This window comes from Spongorhabdus nitratireducens, assembly GCA_947387575.1.
Lineage (GTDB): Bacteria > Pseudomonadota > Gammaproteobacteria > Pseudomonadales > Endozoicomonadaceae > CANDOC01.
The window spans coordinates 75,368-89,207 of the sequence record CANDOC010000009.1 but is presented as its reverse complement, the minus strand read 5'-3'; the positions used below and the strand labels follow the sequence as shown (position 1 = coordinate 89,207).

Below are 13,840 nucleotides of genomic sequence, written 5' to 3'. Positions count from 1 at the left end.
ATTACTCGGAATCCTCCGCCTGGGCTTTCTCGATAGCCTTGGCATTGACCTGACGGATGCGCTGCTCCAACGCCTTCATCTGAACATCAATACTGGCATCGATCACACCCAGTTCACTTTCAATAATACAGTCACCAGTCTTGAGTCTTTCATCAGCCACAACATCGATAAAGCCAACGCCACGATAGTCAGCAAGAATTTCACTGGTTCTGGCCTGAACTACAGCAAACTGGGTTGGTGGTACCCGCACAGTGACTGACTTTTCATGACGTACATGCTGCAAGGCATTCTTGACCAGCGATATGACCATTTCCTGATCATCAAACTGGCCCAGAATGCGACGAATACCCGACATCAGAATATTAGCCAGCGTACCTTCCAGTCCTGCCAGGTATTCAATTGAGCGACTGACCATCTTGAACATCTGATCTGCCTGATCGATACGGGCCGACTGAATCCCTTCTTCGTAGCCTTTCTTTTTCTGCTCTTCATACACTTCACGAGCATTCTGCAGAATCAGTTCCGCCTGCTGATTGGCAGCCTCAATGATTTTCTCTGCATCCTGCAGTTCCGCATATTCACTGGCCTTGATCACCCGGGTATCGGGCGCCAGCTGAAAGTCACCGGGTTTCAGGACAAGGATTCGAGCCATTCCCTGTTCACCTCCTGATGAATTTGTAACATGACATCCCTTGCCTGCCCGCTGGCACCGGCAAATTCTTCTGCACCGATATCCAGCTCTGCTTTCCAGCCTGCCGGCAGTTTCAATTGCATTCGGGTTCTCAAACTTCGGGATTCCGAAGACAGTGCCGCGCCCATGCAGTGAAGCCCTGTACGCAGCATCTGATTCTGAAAACCGGCCATATCATTCCAGTCGATTCTGAAGTCAAAGGCTGTGAACTGCTCCAGTTTTAAATGGCTGGCATGTTTCATGACCAGGTCGTAATAGCCCTCACCGGCATGTTCTTTCAGGACTTCACGATCCTGCTTGCGTATAACGGCCCTTAACACTTTACGATTAGCCACCATGCCGAGAGTTCGGGCCAACTGTGTGATGGCATCCATATCCAGCAGTGCAACAGAGCGAACTCCCTGAACCAGATCAAACTCATACTGGTTTTCAAGCTTGAAGTGACGAATAAGAAAGCGGTTTAACAGTGTCTCGCAGCGAGGTGAGGTTTTAAGGCGGACAATCATCTTGCCGCCTTTCATATCTTCAAGCCAGGAAGCATCGATATAATCAAGCGGGCAGAAATTAAAGCTGGTAATTTGCTCCAGCTGCGACGCAGACACCATATCCGTCATGCGCCAGCACCTTCACCACCTTTTACAGCTTTAGCAGAACCCTTGCCCTTTTTGGCTTTATCTTTGCTGCCTTTTTTCAGGTAGTGCATCCAGAACAATACAATACAGCCCATCACTGCGAGTAACAGCAGTACAAACAGGGTCACAAACAGGATTTGCAGCCGTATCAGGCTGTCGGGGCTGGTTTCAATTGAAAGGAAACTCTCTGAAGCAGAATTGAACTTGCCAAACCCGGCACCATCAGCAACCGGGAACAGCGATACCGTAATCTTATCCAGTGTCAGACCTTCAATACTGTTGGCAACCAGTGTTTTAACTTTCAGAGAGAAGCCGGACAACTCCAGCTCAGGGGTGTATTTGATAAAGACCGATGCTGAAGAGGGATAACCGACATCATCCAGATTATTCCCTTCATGAGGCAAAACCACATGCACCCGGGCAGTTATAACACCATCAATCATGGAGAGTGTGGATGACAGCTCCTGGGACATGGAGTAGGTGTAGCGAGCACGTTCTTCGGTCGGAGAAGAAATCAGACCATCTTTAGGAAATATTTCACCGACTGAAGAAAATTTATCCTTCGGATAACCTTCAGCCTTGAGGATTTTGATGGAACGGGAGGCATCATCAGTCGGTACCGTCAAACTGACCATCTTGTCCTTATCCAGTGCCTTCTCGACCTTGATGCCATGATCCATCAGCACCGAAAACATTTCATTGCCTTCGCGCTCGGTCAGCCCGGAATAGAGTTCAACCCGGCACCCAGCCAGGAAAAGCATGGTAAAGACAAGGAGTGCCTGCTTCAGCCTGTTCAAAGTATGCTCCCTGTAAGCAATATTCCCTTTACTTCTCAAGCACACCTGAAGCAGCCTGGCTGCACGACTCAGGAGAGTTACTGGTTCTTTAGCAGTGATTCAAGGTTCTGCGTTGACTTGGAAACGATCTTACCCACCAGATCTTCTGTTACCTGCAGTTTGGCCAGAGCCTGCTGAGTCTCGATAATGTCCTTGGTACTCATGATCTCACTGGAATTCATTTTCTGATGAATATTGGCCGCCTGACCTTCAATATTGTCTCTGACGCCCTGGAATCCCTGTAAAATTTTATCACCCAGAGTCGGCTTGGATGCCTGCTCAGTGCCATCCAGTTTGTTAACTGCATCGGGTAATTCTGCCGGTGTTTGCTCCTGTGGCTGCTGCCCGGCATTCATCAGTTTATCGAACTGATCTGCCGAGTCCGCATCCGGTGTCTGTTCGGGAGCAAGACCTTTTCCCGGTTCCAGCGAATCCGGTTGTATGCCTCCACCGGTACCGATCATATTATCGGCCATACCGTTCACCTCTTGAAACCATCCCTGAAGCGTCGAACTGCAACAATCTCCAGTATATTTATTACAGTTTAGTCAATACTCACGGACTTATTATGCGATTCTAGCCTTTGGCCTGTTCGTGGAGCCTGGCCAGCAAATCCAGCATGGTGGCCAGGCCAGATGCTGTACATTCTTCCGGGGTAACAAATACCGACAAAATCAGGGCATCATCCTCTGTCATTGCCGGCTGCACATGAAAAGGCAGGTTCTTTTTGTAGTGGCAAGCCTCCAGTACATTTTTCATGACAGACAATGAACCGAAGGTATCGACCTGGCGCATGAGATAAACCAGCAGAAAATCTTCCCGGTTCTCAATAAAGAATGCACCCTTGTGCTCAAAGTCGATGTGCACCAGCCCGGCAGCATCAAAGCCCAGACTATCAAATCCGATATTCTGGCCGAACTCATTCAGGGCGCTATCAATAAACTCAGCCATTAGTCAGCCCCCATCCCTTTTGATGAGTAGAACAAATCAGAAATCGAAGTCATCGTCATCATCCCATTCATCATCGTCTTCATCTTCGCCTTCTTCTTCAATTTCTATTTTTTCGTCCAGTACTTCCTGTACAACATTCAACAGGGTTGTTTTTTGCTCTCTTTCGGCAAACAGCTCTTCAGGTATTTCACGAACCATTTCCATCAGCTGAGTCAGAAATGCAATCTGCATATGCAATTCTGTAACCTGAAGCTCATCCATAATACGGTTCACTTCAACTTCTGTTACCCACTGCTGCTCAGCAAACCGAAAAAACTGTTCTGTCAGAGCAAGAGCTGTTAACGCCATTATTTTGTACCCTACCCGTCACTCAATCTTAATAAGGTGAAGACCTTGCAATACGTTCCAGCTTGTCAACAGTCATCGCACTCAGCTCAACAAATGTTTTAATAACTTTTCCGCCCTGCATTGTTTTAATAAAGTGAGATAACTGAGCGTGATCCATTGCATGGCTTTCTGCTGCCATTTCGGCTGAAGCTCCCGCCATAACAGTATCAACTACACGATACGCTTCTTCCGGAGAAGAGGCTCTGGTACTGATTTCGGATACAGCTCGCTGAACAGAGGACATATTTAACGGATCAAGAATGGCAACCAGCGTATCCCCCATAAAATCACGGGCATACTGTTTTTCATCATCATTAAACCCACTGTCATGCAGGGAGCGGGTAACATTTTTGGTGATTTGTACCGCAGTTTGATCCAGTCCATCACGAGCCTGCTGAACCCGTTCTTGATACTCCTGATCCCCCTTAGAGAACTGAGCTAGCAGGTCGAGAAGTTCATCCTGGTGCCCAGGGTCTCTGGAATAGTCACCGGCAAGTCTCCGCAAGTCTTCAGCCGAGGCATTTTTCAGACGGGCTGCATCTTTGAGGAAACTTTTAACATTTTCTAAAGGTGGGAGGTCAGGAACCTGCTCAAGCTTTCTCTGCAGCTCTTCTTCAAGTTTTTTATCGAATTCTTCTTCACTATCAATATCCATGGTGGAAGTGGATTTGATATTTGCTGCTATTTCTTCTGCAGCATTCATTGCAGCAGCTAAAGGAGAGGGAATACCTGACTTGAATGTAGCTACGTCACCCTGAGAGGATACTGTGGTCTGTTGAATACCATCAGATTCACCAACAGAACCTCCGGGACTGGTAAGAGCAGACGGAGTTCCGACCTGTATCTGCCCTATCCCTGACATATAGCATCCTTTTCCCGGAGGTTATCGGTCAAAACATCAAGAGCGGATAATGCTCTTCTCAGTTTCATGCTTGGCACGAATAATCTCGGCCATGGCACTCTGCACACTTCGAACCATATCCTGCATGGCATTCATAAATTCAGTGTCAGACTGAGCCGAGTTTTCATAGGTCTTTTGATAAGCCTCATGCTCTTTAACTTTGGCATCATGCTTTGAGGCCTCAAAGTTAAACGCTGCAGCAGCCAGTCCACCAGCACCGGTAACCGCACTGCCTGCAGCTGTTGCTCTGGCGCTCGCGATTTGAGCCGAACCCGGATCAGCACCTTTTAATGCTCCCAAAGACACACCGGCACTGGCTATCTGGGCAGCATTCTGAACCACAGCACCGATAAAGCGTTTGGTAGCGGCAGCCTTCATTTCCTTGGCCTGATTCAGAATTTCATTTTTTGCGGCCTCATAGCTGACAGCCCGTGATTCCTTGGCCATTTGACGATTACTGTTAGCCATCTTGTGCATAATGGCCATCACCTGATAGATATCGACGTAGGCTTCTTCCGAGGATGTATCATAGTTAGCCAGGGCAGGAATATTCTGCCTGGCCAGCTTATCTGATTCGATTTCTTCTTTGGCCTGCTCATCGACACCACTCGCAGCCTTGCGTACTTCTGACTTATCCTGTCTGTTCTCAAGACGACGCTGTGAACCCAGTGCAGACTCAGCTTCCAGTTCTTCTTCGGTTTGAACACCCGGAGCTGGCGCCAATCCAGCCAGAGGGTTTTTACGGACTTTCTTGTTATTTCGTCCATCGGCAGCTGAAGCATCAGTACCCTCTCTGGCTTCTTCAGCACTGCCTGTATCCTGCTCTCCGGCAGCAGAACGAACCTGTGATTTGTCCTGGCTCTGATCAAAGCGGCGCTGGGTGCTTTCAGCAGAGTCCAGTTGCTCCGGATTTACTTCTCCATCAGCCTGAGCAGATGAAAAAGCGCCTTGCTTTGCTTCTGCCCGGTTATCAGCTCTAGAACTGTCAGCTGAGCGGTTATTACCGGTTTCATGATCATTTTGACCGAGAGCTGTACGTAACTGGGATTTGTCTTTGTGATTTCGTTCAAGTTTCTGCTGTAAACCACCAGCGGACTCTGTTTCCAGCTCCTCAGGTGTCAGCTCTCCGGCCAATGCCGCCAGCGCAACAACAGGGTTCTTTTTAGGCTGCCCTTTGCGCTGCTGAGGAGGTTGAAAATCAAACAGCAACTCACCCACCTCTCCCTGGGCAGTGGCAAAGTTACTGGGTGTTAATACCTGACTTGGTGCATCGAGCCTGTGGGCCTGGCCTGCGGCATTTCCTGCTGTCGCTACTGCTGCGCCATCCCGGGATACAGTAACACCCTCTGTCGAGGTCAACACACCTCGCGATACAGTGCTGGCTTCAGTACTCTTCCCGGCCTCTGGATTACTTCCGGGTAACGGGCTGAAATCGGGTCCGCCAATGCGGTCTGATGAAATCGGTCCTGACATAACCTAACTCCCTGTCATCTCGTCCTTATTTCAAAAACTCAGGCCCGCATGGAGCGGCTGATTTGTGATTTGGTGTCATGGGAAGCTGAAATAATCTGGGTCATTGCAGCAATACCTTCCTGCATTTCCTCAAGAAGTTTTTTCAGTTCCTCAGATGTCTCTTCCATAATTTGGCCATTGCGAAGAATAAATGCCTGTATTTCCTTAGCTTCGGCTCTCAGAATCTCGGCATCCTTGGTATATTTTGCTGTTGCGATACCTGCTGAACCCTGGCCTACCTGACTACCGGCCTGAATCAAGACGGCAACTTTTCGAACAATATTGGCCATTTTGGCAGCTTTTGCAGCCACACTACTCGCGGTAGCAGCCGTATTTGCTGTTGTAGAACCGGCATTCGCAGCAGTACTCGCAGCACTGCCCGCAGCACCAGCAGCACCACCGGCAGCACCCACGCCCATGGAACCACCCACAGAGAGAATCGTTACCAGTGCCGCCCAGAAAATACTGGCAGCCAGCTGGCCTTTCTCGGAGTCACCGAAAATCTGGTTCATCCAGCCACCTGTTTCACTGGAAATCTGCATGGTTAACATGATAGCCATACCTGCCATCATCAGACCCAGACCAACCAGAGCAGGAGCGGTTGCTCCACCCGTTAAAATCGTCGATGCAGCAAGCGCCACAATTGCAACAGCCATAACCGCAACAGCAATCCAGCCGAAGATCTTTCCTATTAACCCCGATTTTTCAGCCTTTTTCATTTTGGCAATTGTATCGAGAATCTTCTGCATCCGATCTTCATGTAACTTCTGGTTTTCGGCTTTTGTGATTGCAATAGTTTCCTCACTAAACTTCATGCGTCGGTCAGTCAGCTTACTCTGCATTTCCATTAACTGGAGGGTTGCTTCTTCCGGGTCAGTGATTTTTCCTGAAGCAATATCAGCTTGCAGCTTTTTCAAATCACCCTCAATCTCCTTGATCAGCTCTGGAGGCCCATCCTGTAAACCGCTTAATTGAGCTCTCACCTCAAGTGCATGATGTTCAAATACCAATGATTGAAGAGGTTTGTTTTTGAACTTGTCCACTCCCTGCTTATAGATGTCAAGTGCCTGTGAAGCGAGTTGCTGTCCCCTTTGCTGGGTTTTCAGATCACTTCCGGCCTTGCCTGTAGCCTGAGCTTCTTCTGTTTCCGCAGTTTGTGCATCAGCAGCCGCTTTGGTCTGGGCTGTGGTCGGGTCTGTTTTCTTTTTCCCTGTGCCGACAGTCACATTGCCACCTGCCAGCGCTTCTTTGGGAACAGAACCCTCTTCCGCTACCTCACCACCCTCAGGAACAGCACCGGCATTTCCCTCTGTTGCAGCTGCTTTATCAAAAGTCGCAGAATCAACACTTTTAACATCCAGCCCTTTCAGAGTCTCATTCAGGGAAGCTGCTACTTTGGGGTCATTCGCATCAACTTTAGGCTGAGACAGACGAGGAGGGGTGTTCTTGAGATTGTCTGCTGTTTTTTCTGTATCAGCATGACTGATTGTCAGATTTTTCTGGGCTGGCTGCTCATTTTTACGCTGAACCGACTGAGCGTATTCCAGCTTGGCAGATTCGGCAATATCGGCGGTTGACCGGATATTCTGCTGCTTGTCCTGATCTCTGGAGGGATCGAAACCGGGAATCTGGGATCCCGGATTGGAAGAAATAGGTCCTGACATAACTGCACTCCCTGCACTTCTGTCAGCTTCAGGCAGAAGCTGCTTGCATTAATGCCTCTGCCCGAGCTTTGTCCTCGGCATATTCAGCACTGTCACCGGCCCACTCGATGGCCATTTCATAGGACTGGCGAGCCTTTTCCTTATCACCCTGCCCCATATGGCAGTCACCGATGTACATCATGGCACGGGGATCATCACCATCAAGAACTGCGGCATAGGTAAATACTTCGATTGCAGATTCGTACTCCTTCAACATCTGCTGGCAAGCACCCATTCCAAGGTAGTACTTTTTATTGAAGTGATCGTAAAAGCAGAGGAACTGAAACACCTTCAGAGCTTCATCAAACTTGCCACCCTGATAAAGATTGAAAGCGACACTATAAATAGCTTCCATAGTGTCATCATTCATATTTTTTAAATCTTTGAATGTGCCACCTTTACCAAAGTATTCGAGGAGCTTCTCTTCCAGCCCCTCATCATTCGCAGCATTTTCCATTTCAGGTGTGACCACAATACGACCCTCCGTTGATCATTCTTTACTTAAGGTTAGCTGTCAGAGTATTCAATGACTGGAAGTACTTTTGAGTGAAGTTGGATACCTGCTCAAAAGCCTGGTTATATTTGTTCATGGTTGATTGCAGGCGGGTCAAGTCCAGCTGAGAAGAACTCGAAAGAGATTCAATTTTACCTTTCAATCCTTCAATATTAACATCCCACTGTGCCGAATTATGCTTGTTATCACCGCCACTTCCGTCAGTTTTGGCTCCCATCATCTTCCAGAAATCAACCATATCCTGATCCATTTTACTGCTTCCAGAACCGGCCTGATTTTTCTTTTCCCTGGCACGCGCCAGCATCTGGTTAGCCTTATCAAGTGTTGCGTTTTTTGCCTGAACACCCTTGATACTGCCTTCAAGCTGGTTTTGAAGCAGAGATGAGCGCTTGACCATTACAGCCATCATGAGCGACTGTAGATCGACATTATCTAGATCAACATCATCCCCATTACGAACCTTATCCATTAAATCTGGAGCAGGTCCCTTGTAATTAACACCATCCCAGTTACCCGGATTGCCACCAGCTCTTAGCAAGAAGAATGGGCCCAGAATCTTAACAGTCTCTTTCTCAATACCCTGAAGTTTATTGAGATTCGGAACCTTACCTAGAATTACCTCTTCAAGGTCATCCAGCTCCTGCTTTTGAATCTGGGCACGCTGGGCAGCATCAGCCATACGGCGGATGGTTTTGATATTTTCTCTGGAAAAGCCTGCCTGGCGCAGTTTTCTGGCGCCATCTCCACTGACTCTTTCGTCCAGCGGCTCGAAAGCCTTGGTATCAACACTGTTAAAATCGACACCAGGTGCAGACTGGGTATCAACAGGTCCTCTTATACCCATTGGAATCTCCCTTCCTTACTAAAGCTGATCACTGTCCATACAGCTATTTTTAACTGTAGCATCTGAATCAAGACACTGTTTTCTCACACCTCAATGAGAGAGCTGTGCCTGATAGTTATTGCTTCCGGGCTTCTTTCTGTAATTTCTCTTGATTAAAGATTTTTTCGAGAGACTCTCCTACCTTTTTGCTACTGAACTTATAGATCTTCAGTGCTTTGGAGAATTTCTCACTTTGATAGTTTTTGAACTGACCTGAATCATCAGATAACTCAGAAAGAATTGCACGGCGCACTTCGGCTTCATCTTTATCTGTCAATTTGTATGAAGAAGCCAGATCAATATCTGCTCTGACTGCCTTGATCCAGAAATCCAACCTTGCCTCACTGACTTTGGCATCTTTCAAAATTCTTTTTTCATCATCGGCACTGTATTCCGGAATAAATCCAGCAATGTCCAGATGAGCTGTAGTAACCTGAGGAGGAGACTTTGGAGCAGAAGTGGTAGTACTGGAAACAGGTTTCAACTCGACTTCAGTACTGCTTGTAGAAGGTAAGGAGGCTGAAGATTTAGATGTAGTGGAAACAGAACTCGTTGAAACCTGAGATACAGGATCATCGCCATCATCAAGATCATCCGTAGTCGAGTCATCCTCTTGCTGAAGCGCATCGAGTTTAGCTTGTAGAGCCGCATTTTCCCGCTCCAGTCGCTTGCGCTCTTCATCAGCATCGTCTTGCTGTATATCACTGCTGCGAGAAGTTTTACCAAGGCCATCAGTATCATCCGGGGTATCCGTTGAAGAGTCTGACGAAGACGAGCTGACCTTGGGTTTATTCTCTGGCTCGGATTTGTCTTTATCAGTATTGGGATCACCAGGGTTAGGAGCCGGTGCAGGCTGGGAAGAGTTAGTCTCGGCAGCTATCATCATACCCAGCCCAAGCCCCAGCGCAAAAGATCCAGCAATAACAAGTCCAACCCCTAAACCTATACCTCCCGTCGCGGCTCCAACTCCAACAATTGCAGCAGCAAGGACAGCCAAACCTATACCCAGACAAATCGCAGTTTTATGCTTCTTTAAAAAGCCCCATAACTTTGACAAAGCACCCTTGGGCTCTTCCAGTCTTTCAGAAAAATCGTCTCCGCTTACAGAGTCCAGATCATCTTCTGTTACAGGCTGTTCAGATGTAGTACTGGCTTCTTCCAGTGCTCTTGCCTGCTCATCATCAGAAAAAGTTCTGGAAGGCCGTTCTAAGCGTGGGCCTCCTGATTGATCTGAATACTCATCAGAGAAATCATCGGTCACTGATAAATCGTCAGAATCTGTACTCCCCACACTCTCCGTGTCAGAGTATTCGTCAAATTCATCATAATCATCGGTATCATAACCACTGTCATAGCCATTGGAAGAAACTTCATCATCATTAACTGGCCTTTGTCGCAGCCTGTCACCAATAGCTCCAGATACATCTCTCAGACCATCACCAAGCCGCTGACTACCATTACGCGCAACATCAAATAATCCATCACGCAAGTTTTGACCATGCTGTTTGAATGAGTTACCGACATCACGAGGCAATCTGGAGAGATCAGGGCCATCCGTACGCCTTGCTGGACGTTTTCGATGTCCCTTAGGACGATGTCTGACGGGTTTGCCTGACTTTTGATTCTGCTCTTCCAGAAAACCACTCAACAGATCCCGCCCTTTCTCTTTGATTTCTTCTTCCAAAGGAGAACCCGTTGGAGTTGTTGTTTGGAGAGGCGGGGGATTATCAACAGGCGACCCTTGGTTACGAACCTTGGGTTTAATTGAAATCCTGGGGTTAACTTCTGAAACAGTGTGCTCATGCAGAGGCGTTTTGATTTTCTGCCGGGCTTGAGCGTCCTTTACAACATTAAGAAGATTTGGTTTGGTCTTCTGCGGAGGTGCTTTAGTGACCTTATGGCCATGGAAAACCCCTTTTTTGGACTTTGGAATTGTGAGTTCGGCACGCGCAGAAACGCCGTGCGGTCCGGCCTGGCCCGATACTCTTCCAAGAGGTCCACTCATAGTATCCCTACTTCCCGTCAGTTCCCTTGTGCGGGAATACAATAATTTTTGAACAAAACGGCTTGATTCCAAATCCAATAAGGAAAGCCGCTTTTATCAAAACGTACTCATATTAATGTTAGATGATTATTAAAAACCGGCTTAATTTGATTAAAAAACGATCAATTAGTGATTAATTTTCTTTTCTTTAATAACTTTTTGGAAATTAAATTGAGTTATTTATTTAGATTAATTTTTTTTAGCCTGATAATTACTATTCTTGCTGTCTCTTATTTATTTTTTTCAGAAAAGTCGGAACAGTCTGACCAAGTAAATTCAGGTTCTCCAGAATTTCACTCGTTGAAAGTCGCTGCGGTTCCATTAATCGGATCATCGCCACTCTATATCGCACTCGAAAAAGGCTACTTCGAGCAAGAAGGTTTGCATGTGTCATTTGTCAGTTTTCAGGCTGCCCAGCATGTGGCTGTAGCTGTGGCAAGTGGTGAGGCTAATATCGGTGTCACGGGCCTGACTGCCGGCTTTTATAATCTGGCAGCTGATGGCAGCCTGAAAATCATCGGCGGCCAGTCAAGAGAATATAAGGACTGGCCCGGGTCAATGCTGGTTGCCAGCAAGCAAGCCACTGAAGACGGGCTCTCAGCGGTTGAAGATCTACCCGGACATAGCTTTGCAATCACCCAAATGGGCTCAACCTTTCACTACATGCTGGGCCAGTTGGCAGACAATAGAGGCTTTGAGCTGGAGCAAGTCAGGCTATCTCCCGTTCACACTTTGCCAAATATTATTGCCGGAATAAAAAGTGGGCAGATTGATGCCGCTATACTGCCCCCCCAGATTGCCAGCAAGCTGGCTGAAGCTGGCTTGGCTCAGCCCATAGAAAGAATCAGTGATATATTTTCATGGCAACTGGGCGCGATTTTTTCCAATAGCCAGCTATTTGAAAATAAACCTGACCTTTTGAAACGGTTTCTTCGAGCATGGACAAGAGCAGCCAGAGAGTACAATGCAGCGTTTGGCCCGGATCAACAGGCGGTTACCCCGGAAACTGTTGCCCTGAGCGAGCTCATTAGTCGTACAGTAAAACCAGAGATGTCACCCGAATTGATTCGTCAGAATGCCGTTTATATCCACCCTGAAGCTGGGCTTGATATAGAGGATATTCACCGTCAGCTCCGCTGGTACCAAAAAGCAGGACTGGTAAAAGCGGATATTGATTCCAGCCAGTTTATTGCAACCGACCTGCTGGATCAGATACCGGACTCAACAGACGAATGACAATAGCTATTCAGGAAATAAGCCACAGTTTTAACCAGCTGAAAGTACTGGATAGCATTACTCTTTCCCTAGAGCCTTATCTCACTCATATTCTGATCGGGCCATCAGGTTGTGGCAAAACAACACTGCTGCAAATTATTGCCGAGCTTATTCAGCCTGACAGTGGTCAGGTCTTGTTACCTGACAGCTCAAATCGTACCGCCCTCATTTTCCAGACACCGACTCTGATTCCATGGCTGACAATAAAAAGTAATATTGAGCTGATGATCAAGACGTTACCGCTCAGTTCGGAAACAGCTCAAACCCGGGTCAGGCAGGTTTTAAGTCAAGTCGGCTTACAACAGTTCAGCGCCTGTTACCCCCATGAGTTATCCGGCGGCATGCAACAACGTGCTGCTTTTGCCAGAGCAATGGTAACCCAACCTGATCTGTTATTAATGGATGAGCCTTTTTCCGGGCTGGACGCCATCAGTCGCAGGCTATTGGGAGAAGAGTTATTACTTGAACAAGCATCATCCCGGCTACAACTCATGGTCACGCATAACCTGGAGGAGGCTGTTTTATTGGGAGACAAGATACATATTGTATCTCCCCGTCCGGGCCGGATCATCAAGTCAGTTCCAAACCCTGTTGTTGCTGCCGATCGGTTATCTGAGGATGCCCAACCGAAGCTCTTCAAGTTACAACAAGAGCTGTGGCGGATCCTGCGACAGGCAATGAATGAGTCTGTTGCATCATGACCCGGTTTCATCCCGCTCTGCCATTTCTGCTGATATTCCTGCTGTGGGAACTGGCAACTGCTTTTGCTCTTATTCGCCCCACACTGCTGCCATCACCTGCAACTGTACTCATAACCTTGATGGCAGAGCTCACTTCAGGTCCGCTTCTTGAAGATATTACGATCTCCCTGACGCGTTTAGGCCTTGGCTGGCTAACCGGTTTTTCTGCCGGGCTGTTACTGGGTATCTCGATGGGAATATCTCCAGCCCTTAGAAATACCCTCAAGCCCTGCGTATCAGCCCTGTTTGCTATCCCCAAGATCGCACTATTGCCCTTGTTTATTATCTGGCTGGGTATTGGAGAAACGGCCAAAATCACCACCATAGCCTTTGGCGTTTTTTTCCCTACCGTTATTAGCGTCTGGACAGGGATGAATACAACGCCACAATCATTGCTGGTGATGGCCCGTAGTTACCAGGTATCGCCACTACGCCAGATTATCTATATTCAGCTGCCAGCTGCACTGCCCACAGTAATTGCCGGCCTGCGTATTTCTGTCTCGCTGGCAATTGTGCTGCTGGTCGCCGCCGAAATGCTGGGCACCGAACACGGTGTAGGTGCCTATATTCTCACTGCGGGCTCTCTGGTTCAGACAGATAAACTGATAGCCGGTGTTCTGATTCTGGCAATATTGGGACTACTGGCAGGAAGCCTGATTAATCTGCTGGAAGTCTATTTATTGAGAAACCATCAACTCAGTAATAGCTGATTTTACCGACACCTTTGCCGCAAACCCTTAACCACCTTATAATCACCCCGCTTTACACCCA

15 protein-coding genes are annotated in these 13,840 nt (G+C 47.7%); 3 read left to right on the top strand and 12 right to left on the bottom strand.

Annotated features, from left to right (window positions below):
• Position 1: 1 nt before the first annotated feature.
• The 12 genes from ACYZZ0_RS16520 to ACYZZ0_RS16465 all read right to left on the bottom strand — a co-directional run bounded on the left by ACYZZ0_RS16520 (position 2) and on the right by ACYZZ0_RS16465 (position 11,015).
• Positions 2–652, bottom strand: a complete 651-nt coding sequence (locus ACYZZ0_RS16520) for an HrpE/YscL family type III secretion apparatus protein (RefSeq protein ID WP_461537756.1) — start codon at positions 650–652, stop codon at positions 2–4.
• Positions 631–1,305 (bottom strand): SctK family type III secretion system sorting platform protein, encoded by a 675-nt coding sequence (locus tag ACYZZ0_RS16515; RefSeq protein ID WP_461537755.1) that lies wholly within the window; start codon positions 1,303–1,305, stop codon positions 631–633. Before ACYZZ0_RS16515 ends, ACYZZ0_RS16520 begins: the two co-directional genes overlap by 22 nt.
• On the bottom strand, positions 1,302–2,120 hold the full coding sequence (sctJ, locus tag ACYZZ0_RS16510; RefSeq protein WP_461537754.1) for a type III secretion system inner membrane ring lipoprotein SctJ: 819 nt from the start codon (positions 2,118–2,120) through the stop codon (positions 1,302–1,304). The genes ACYZZ0_RS16515 and sctJ overlap by 4 nt, the downstream gene beginning before the upstream one ends.
• A gap of 77 nt (positions 2,121–2,197) precedes the next feature.
• Entirely contained in the window at positions 2,198–2,635 is a 438-nt protein-coding gene (sctI, locus tag ACYZZ0_RS16505) for a type III secretion system inner rod subunit SctI (RefSeq protein WP_461537753.1), read from the bottom strand.
• 100 nt (positions 2,636–2,735) lie between these two features.
• The gene (locus ACYZZ0_RS16500; RefSeq protein ID WP_461537752.1) at positions 2,736–3,110 is read right to left on the bottom strand and encodes a hypothetical protein; all 375 of its coding nucleotides are present in this window, start codon (positions 3,108–3,110) and stop codon (positions 2,736–2,738) included.
• Between the two features lie 36 nt (positions 3,111–3,146).
• Entirely contained in the window at positions 3,147–3,458 is a 312-nt protein-coding gene (locus ACYZZ0_RS16495; protein ID WP_461537751.1) for a TyeA family type III secretion system gatekeeper subunit, read from the bottom strand.
• 28 nt (positions 3,459–3,486) lie between these two features.
• Positions 3,487–4,359, bottom strand: a complete 873-nt coding sequence (locus ACYZZ0_RS16490; protein WP_461537750.1) for an HrpJ domain-containing protein — start codon at positions 4,357–4,359, stop codon at positions 3,487–3,489.
• 36 nt (positions 4,360–4,395) lie between these two features.
• Positions 4,396–5,871 carry a hypothetical protein gene (locus ACYZZ0_RS16485; protein WP_461537749.1) on the bottom strand — a complete coding sequence of 492 codons (1,476 nt, stop codon included), beginning with the start codon at positions 5,869–5,871 and terminating at the stop codon, positions 4,396–4,398.
• Positions 5,872–5,909: 38 nt separating this feature from the next.
• The gene (gene sctE, locus ACYZZ0_RS16480; RefSeq protein WP_461537748.1) at positions 5,910–7,574 is read right to left on the bottom strand and encodes a type III secretion system translocon subunit SctE; all 1,665 of its coding nucleotides are present in this window, start codon (positions 7,572–7,574) and stop codon (positions 5,910–5,912) included.
• A gap of 28 nt (positions 7,575–7,602) precedes the next feature.
• Positions 7,603–8,085, bottom strand: coding sequence for a SycD/LcrH family type III secretion system chaperone (locus ACYZZ0_RS16475; protein WP_461537747.1), 483 nt, complete (start codon positions 8,083–8,085; stop codon positions 7,603–7,605).
• A gap of 25 nt (positions 8,086–8,110) precedes the next feature.
• Complete coding sequence (locus tag ACYZZ0_RS16470; protein ID WP_461537746.1) at positions 8,111–8,971, bottom strand: hypothetical protein; 861 nt, start codon at positions 8,969–8,971, stop codon at positions 8,111–8,113.
• 115 nt (positions 8,972–9,086) lie between these two features.
• Positions 9,087–11,015 carry a hypothetical protein gene (locus ACYZZ0_RS16465; RefSeq protein ID WP_461537745.1) on the bottom strand — a complete coding sequence of 643 codons (1,929 nt, stop codon included), beginning with the start codon at positions 11,013–11,015 and terminating at the stop codon, positions 9,087–9,089.
• A 168-nt stretch (positions 11,016–11,183) separates the two neighbouring features.
• Here ACYZZ0_RS16465 and ACYZZ0_RS16460 point away from each other — a divergent pair, with 168 nt between their 5' ends.
• Genes ACYZZ0_RS16460 through ACYZZ0_RS16450 form a run of 3 tightly spaced genes read left to right on the top strand, consistent with a single transcriptional unit; the run spans position 11,184 to position 13,779 of the window.
• Complete coding sequence (locus ACYZZ0_RS16460; protein ID WP_461537744.1) at positions 11,184–12,290, top strand: ABC transporter substrate-binding protein; 1,107 nt, start codon at positions 11,184–11,186, stop codon at positions 12,288–12,290.
• A complete protein-coding gene (locus tag ACYZZ0_RS16455) occupies positions 12,287–13,030 on the top strand; it encodes an ABC transporter ATP-binding protein (RefSeq protein WP_461537743.1) in 744 nt (247 codons plus the stop codon). The genes ACYZZ0_RS16460 and ACYZZ0_RS16455 overlap by 4 nt, the downstream gene beginning before the upstream one ends.
• Entirely contained in the window at positions 13,027–13,779 is a 753-nt protein-coding gene (locus ACYZZ0_RS16450; protein ID WP_461537742.1) for an ABC transporter permease, read from the top strand. The genes ACYZZ0_RS16455 and ACYZZ0_RS16450 overlap by 4 nt, the downstream gene beginning before the upstream one ends.
• The last annotated feature ends 61 nt before the right edge of the window (positions 13,780–13,840 follow it).

Bases quoted from the DNA above. Each gene is read 5' to 3' on its own strand.
- ACYZZ0_RS16520 (WP_461537756.1), bottom strand. From the start codon at position 652: ATGGCTCGAATCCTTGTCCTGAAACCCGGTGACTTTCAGCTGGCGCCC.
- ACYZZ0_RS16515 (WP_461537755.1), bottom strand. From the start codon at position 1,305: ATGACGGATATGGTGTCTGCGTCGCAGCTGGAGCAAATTACCAGCTTT.
- sctI (WP_461537753.1), bottom strand. From the start codon at position 2,635: ATGGCCGATAATATGATCGGTACCGGTGGAGGCATACAACCGGATTCG.
- ACYZZ0_RS16500 (WP_461537752.1), bottom strand. From the start codon at position 3,110: ATGGCTGAGTTTATTGATAGCGCCCTGAATGAGTTCGGCCAGAATATC.
- ACYZZ0_RS16495 (WP_461537751.1), bottom strand. From the start codon at position 3,458: ATGGCGTTAACAGCTCTTGCTCTGACAGAACAGTTTTTTCGGTTTGCT.
- ACYZZ0_RS16490 (WP_461537750.1), bottom strand. From the start codon at position 4,359: ATGTCAGGGATAGGGCAGATACAGGTCGGAACTCCGTCTGCTCTTACC.
- ACYZZ0_RS16485 (WP_461537749.1), bottom strand. From the start codon at position 5,871: ATGTCAGGACCGATTTCATCAGACCGCATTGGCGGACCCGATTTCAGC.
- sctE (WP_461537748.1), bottom strand. From the start codon at position 7,574: ATGTCAGGACCTATTTCTTCCAATCCGGGATCCCAGATTCCCGGTTTC.
- ACYZZ0_RS16470 (WP_461537746.1), bottom strand. From the start codon at position 8,971: ATGGGTATAAGAGGACCTGTTGATACCCAGTCTGCACCTGGTGTCGAT.
- ACYZZ0_RS16465 (WP_461537745.1), bottom strand. From the start codon at position 11,015: ATGAGTGGACCTCTTGGAAGAGTATCGGGCCAGGCCGGACCGCACGGC.
- ACYZZ0_RS16455 (WP_461537743.1), top strand. From the start codon at position 12,287: ATGACAATAGCTATTCAGGAAATAAGCCACAGTTTTAACCAGCTGAAA.
- ACYZZ0_RS16450 (WP_461537742.1), top strand. From the start codon at position 13,027: ATGACCCGGTTTCATCCCGCTCTGCCATTTCTGCTGATATTCCTGCTG.